This window comes from Halanaerobiales bacterium, from assembly GCA_035270125.1.
GTDB lineage: Bacteria > Bacillota > Halanaerobiia > Halanaerobiales > DATFIM01 > DATFIM01.
On the sequence record DATFIM010000150.1, the window covers coordinates 1 to 5,740 of the forward strand.

6 protein-coding genes are annotated in these 5,740 nt (G+C 32.2%); all 6 read right to left on the bottom strand.

Features of this window, described 5'->3' with window-relative positions; translation table 11 throughout:
• A partial coding sequence (locus VJ881_07820) for a dihydroorotate dehydrogenase electron transfer subunit (GenBank protein ID HKL75959.1) occupies positions 1-647 on the bottom strand: 647 nt, incomplete at its 3' end.
• A gap of 21 nt (positions 648-668) precedes the next feature.
• Positions 669-1,580: an orotidine-5'-phosphate decarboxylase gene (gene pyrF / locus VJ881_07825; protein ID HKL75960.1), complete on the bottom strand. Its 912-nt coding sequence runs from the start codon at positions 1,578-1,580 to the stop codon at positions 669-671.
• Entirely contained in the window at positions 1,552-2,856 is a 1,305-nt protein-coding gene (locus tag VJ881_07830; protein ID HKL75961.1) for a dihydroorotase, read from the bottom strand. Before VJ881_07830 ends, pyrF begins: the two co-directional genes overlap by 29 nt.
• Positions 2,837-3,778 carry an aspartate carbamoyltransferase catalytic subunit gene (locus tag VJ881_07835; protein ID HKL75962.1) on the bottom strand — a complete coding sequence of 314 codons (942 nt, stop codon included), beginning with the start codon at positions 3,776-3,778 and terminating at the stop codon, positions 2,837-2,839. The genes VJ881_07830 and VJ881_07835 overlap by 20 nt, the downstream gene beginning before the upstream one ends.
• Before the next feature lie 44 nt (positions 3,779-3,822).
• Positions 3,823-5,112 (bottom strand): solute carrier family 23 protein, encoded by a 1,290-nt coding sequence (locus VJ881_07840; GenBank protein ID HKL75963.1) that lies wholly within the window; start codon positions 5,110-5,112, stop codon positions 3,823-3,825.
• Positions 5,113-5,271: 159 nt separating this feature from the next.
• Positions 5,272-5,740, bottom strand: a 469-nt coding sequence (gene pyrR, locus VJ881_07845; GenBank protein ID HKL75964.1) for a bifunctional pyr operon transcriptional regulator/uracil phosphoribosyltransferase PyrR, incomplete at its 5' end; no start/stop codon positions are given.

Sequence of the window (5,740 nt, forward strand, 5' to 3'; positions counted from 1 at the left end):
CTTTCCTCTAAAGATGCTTCTGCTTGAATATCATTATTTACTACTATTTTTTTCAATTCTTTCAACATAGCAGTAGGACCACAACTATAAATATAATCAATTTCCTGTTTATCTTTAATTAAACTTTTTAAATAATCGACTCCATTTCCCTTAAATCCTAAACTACCATCGATAGTAACATTATCTAATTTTAGATCAAGTTTAGAAAATTTATTTTTCAAAAATAATAATTCCTCTTTATTTTGAGCTCCTAATAATACTCTTAAATTATTATTTTCAGATAATTTTTTTGCTAAAAAATATAAGGGAGCTATTCCCATTCCTCCACCAATTAGTACAATATTTTTATTTTTGTTTTTTAGATTAAAACCATTTCCTAAATTTTCTAAAATATCTACATCTTCACCACTTTTAATTTCCGACATTAATTTTGTTCCTCTACCACAAACTTTATAAACAATTGTTAATAAATTTTCTTTTTTATTTATATCAAAAATACTAAATGGTCTTCTCAATAAGGGATCATAACTATCATTTTTTATTTTAAGATGAATAAATTGACCGGGATTTGCTTTGATTTTCTCTTCTGATTCAAGTGCCATTTTATAAATGCCAGGGCCAACTTTTTCATTATCTTTAACTAACAAATTTAATTTCCCCTTTCATTACTATCCATTAAACTTAGTAATCGCTTTATTAACTTCTTCTTTCATATTTTTGGCAGCTTCACCGGCTGCTATAGCAAATTCTTTCTCTTTATATTTATTATCATTTCTATAGGCAAATATTATTCCTCTTGCTGAATTTACAATAGCTCCTAATCCCTCTTTATCAAATCCAGAAGCAACATCATCTGCTCCTCCACCCTGAGCACCATAGCCAGGTATTAAGAAAAATACTCCAGGCATTAAGGAACGCAATTTTTTTAATTCCTGAGGATATGTCGCTCCAATAACTGCTCCAAGATTGGAATACCCACTATCACCTTTATAATTATTACCCCACTTTTTAACTAATTGGCCCATATGTTCATAAATTTTCTTACCATCTTTGCTTTCAATATCCTGAATATCACCTGCACTTTTATTGGATGTTCTTACTAGAGCAAAGGCACCTTTATTTTTATATTGCAAAAATGGTTTTACTCCATCCAGGCCAAAATAGGGATTAATAGTTATTGCATCAATATTTTCATTTTTTAGATGGGCTTCTGCGTAAGCTCCAGCTGTAGATCCAATATCATTTCTTTTGGCATCAAGTAATACTAAAAGTCCTTTTTCTTTGGCATATTCTACAGTTTTTTCTAAAGTTTTTAATCCTTTAAGACCTATTTTTTCATAAAATGCTATCTGTGGTTTTATAATTGCCGTATGTTCAACTACTTCATCAATAATTTTTTTATTAAAATCTAAAACAGCCATTGCAATTGCCTTATCATGATCTGAATATTTTTCTCTGGCATTATTTAAAATATATTCTGGAATTAAATCAAGATGAGGATCAAGACCGACACAAATTCTACTGTCGGTCTTTTTTATCTTATTGATAAGTTTATCTACAAAGGATTTCAGCCTTATCACCTCTATTATCATATACTAATTTTCCTGAACTAAAAGTAATTTCATTTTTACCGGTTAATTTTTGACCGGCAAAAGGTGTATTTTTTCCTTTTGATTTAAATTCATCAGTTTTAACTTCCCATTCTTTATCAGGATCAAAAATTATTAAATCAGCCAAAACTCCTTCTTTTATTCCATCTTTTTTGAGATCAAACAATTCAATTGGTTTTTCATACATTAGTTTCAAAAGGTCTTTATAATCGATTATATTTTCTTTTACAAGATTTGTATTTACCAGAGCAAGAGCTGTTTCTAAACCGGAGATTCCATTTGCAGCATAATTAAATTCTCCAAGTTTATCTTCATAGGTGTGAGGGGCATGATCTGTAGCAATAATATCTATTGTACCTTCAGCAATTCCTTCTTTTAAAGCATCTACATCATTTTGACTTCTAAGAGGAGGATTAACTTTTGTATTAGGATCATATCCTTTTACAGCTTCATCAGTTAGAGAAAAATGGTGAGGAGTTACTTCAGCACTTACATTTACACCTCTCTTTTTAGCATCTGTGACAAGCTCTAAACCTCTTTTAGTACTTAAGTGGGCTATATGAAGTGATGCTCCTGTAAACTCTGCTATCATAATATCACGGGCTATCATCGTCTCTTCTGCAGCAGCAGGAATAGGTTTAAGTCCTAAAATTGTTGAATAATAACCTTCATTCATTACTCCCTCACTTGCTAAATTCAAATCTTCACAGTGACTGATTATCTTCAAGTTAAAGTTATCACCATATTCCATTGCTCTTCTCATAATTTCACTATTCATAACCGGATTTCCATCATCAGACACTGCTTTTACTCCAGCTTCAGCTAAAAAACCGAGCTCTGCTAATTCTTTACCTTCTCGTTTTTTGGTAATACTACCAATTGGCAGGATATCAACAACTGCTTTCTCACCTTCAGATTTTACATATTCCACTGTAGCTGGATTATCAATTGCTGGATTAGTATTTGGCATACAGGCAATTGTAGTAAATCCTCCAGCAGCTGCAGCTTCTGCCCCAGTTTTAATTGTCTCTTTTTCTTCATATCCAGGTTCTCTTAGATGAGTATGCATATCTATTAAACCTGGAAAAATCATTTTATTTTTTGCATCAATTATCTCTGCTTCTTTACTTTCAATTTCTTTTTCAATTTGAACTATTTTACCATTTTTAAGTAAAATATCATATTTTCCATCTATATTTTCTAAAGTATCAATTATATGTCCATTTTTAATTAAGATCTTCATCATTTATCTCCCTCCCGGCTAATAAATAAAGTAATGCCATTCTTACTGCTACTCCATTAGTTACCTGTTCAGTAATCACTGATTGCTCACTATCAGCCACTGCACTCTCAATTTCTATTCCTCTATTCATCGGTCCTGGATGCATAATTAATACATCATCTGAAAGATTATCAAGTCTTTCTTTATTCATTCCATAAAACTTTCGATATTCACTTATTGAGGGAAATAAACCGCTTTCCTGTCTTTCGAGTTGTATTCTCAAGATATTTACTACATCTACACCTTCAAGCGCTTTGTCAAGATCTTTAAAAACCTTTACTCCCATTTTTTCAATTTCTCTTGGTATTAAAGTTGCCGGACCAGTTACTCTAACTTCTGCTCCAAGCTCCAGTAATCCCTGAATATTAGATCTTGCTACTCTAGAATGGGTAATATCTCCAATAATAAGAACTTTCATGTCTTCAAAGCTTCCTTTATAAGATTTCATTGTATAAAGGTCAAGTAGACCTTGAGTAGGATGAGCATGAGCTCCATCTCCTGCATTAAGAACACTTGCTTCAACATTATTTGCCAAAAACTCTGCAGCTCCTGGAGCACTATGTCTAATTACTACTACATCTGCCCCCATTACTTCCATTGTTTTGGCTGTATCTAAAAGTGATTCACCTTTGGCTACACTACTGGTAGACTTGGAAATACTCATTACATCTGCACTCAACCTTTTTGCTGCCAGGTCAAAAGATGATTTCGTTCTTGTACTTGGTTCAAAAAATAAATTTACAATTGTCTTTCCTCTAAGTGTTGGTACTTTTTTTACTGTTCTTGTAAAAATTTCTTTCATTGATTCAGCAGTAGTTAATATTTGGTTAATATCTTCGCCTTTCACATTATATAAGCCTAAAAAATCTTTTTGTTTTAAAGCCATTTTTTGCCTCCTGTTTTTTATTTACTAAAATTTTTTCTATTTTATTAAGCTGTTACCTTTTTCTCATCTTTAACTATACTACTCTCTCCTGTATTTTCTTCTTCTCCAACATCTTCAGGTAAGATGAGATTCAATATAATACCTACCAGAGCTGCCAGACCCATTCCAGCAAATTCTAAACCTCCAAAACTAAGAGTTAGATTACTAATTCCTATTACAAGTGTTACTGAAATTATTACCAGGTTTCTATTGTTTGATAGGTCAACATTATTTTCGATTAGAGTTCTTAATCCAATTGAAGCTATCATTCCGAAGAGTAAGAAAACAATTCCTCCCATTACTGCATTAGGTATAGTATGGACTATCATTCCTAATTTTTGTACAAAACTGCTGAGGAATACTATTACAGCTGTAATTTCAATTATAAGCGGATTATAAACTTTAGTTATAGCTAATACTCCAATGTTTTCTCCATAGGTTGTATTGGGTGGTCCACCAAAAATCCCAGCAATTGCGGTAGCTATACCATCTCCTAATAAAGTTCTATGCAATCCAGGATCTTCAATATAGTTTTTATCTGCTGTTGTTCCTAAAGCAACTACATCCCCTAAGTGTTCTACCATTGTTACCAGAGCAATTGGTGCTATTAAACTTAAAGCCTTTATATTTCCAGCTATTTGAGGAAAGGTAAAATCTGGTAAGGCAAGCCAGGCTGCATTTGTTACTGGACTAAAATCTATTAATCCTAAAAATCCTGCAAATGTATAACCGCCAATGATTCCCATTAAAATTGGTATTACTTTAAATATTCCTTTGGCCAGGACACTAAATCCGATTGCTATAGCCAGAGTTACTGCAGCTACTAATAAATGTTCTGAAGCCATATCTTTAGCGGTTGGAGCAAGTCCCAGACCAATTGTAATAATTACAGGTCCTACCACAACCGGTGGTAATAATTTGCGAAAAAATTCTGTTCCTATAAATCGAATAATAAGTGACATTATACTATATACTATTCCGACTGTTATTACTCCTAAAAGAGCTCCTTCTGTTCCAAATTGTGATTTAGCTGCTATTATGGGAGCAATAAAAGCAAATGAAGAACCAAGATAAGCTGGTACCTGAGCACCAGTAATTACATGAAATATTAAAGTTCCTAAAGCAGAGGTAAAAAGAGCAACTGAGGGATTAAGTCCTGTTAAAGAAGGTACTAATATTGTTGCACCAAACATGGCGAACATATGCTGAAAAGCCATCATCAATACTTTTGAAGAAGTCATATCATTATCTTTTAAATCCTGAACATTTTTAGAAAATTGTTTTTTAATATTCATTTTATCTCTCCTCTTTTTATGATATAAAAAAAGCCTTCTCATCAGTTTAAACTGACAAGAAGGCTAATAATCTTTATACCTATAGTTAAGGTTTAAAGCCCCTTCCCAGTCTCACTGAACTGTATTTAAAGGGTAAATCATATTTTATTTATTATAAATTTACTCTTTTTCTAAAAGTAATACATTGTCATCTCCATCTATTTCTTTAAAGTTTACACTTACTACCTCATCTTGAGAAGTAGGAAGATTTTTTCCTACATAATCCGGTCTTATTGGTAATTCTCTATGACCTCTATCAACCAAAATGGCTAATTGTATTGCTTTGGGTCTACCTAGATCTATTAATGCATCAAGTGCAGCCCTTACTGTTCTTCCTGTATATAATACATCATCTACTAAAACAACTTTTTTATTTGTTATGTCAAAAGATATCTCAGTTTGGTGGATAATTGGCTGTTTTGATACCTGAGATAAATCATCTCGATAGAGGGTTATATCTAAAATTCCTGTAGGAACCTCGACCCCTTCAAATTCATTTATTCTTTCAGCAATTCTTTCAGCCATAGGTACTCCTCTAGAACGAATACCTATTATCACTAAATCTTCTGTTCCTTCATTTTTCTCAATT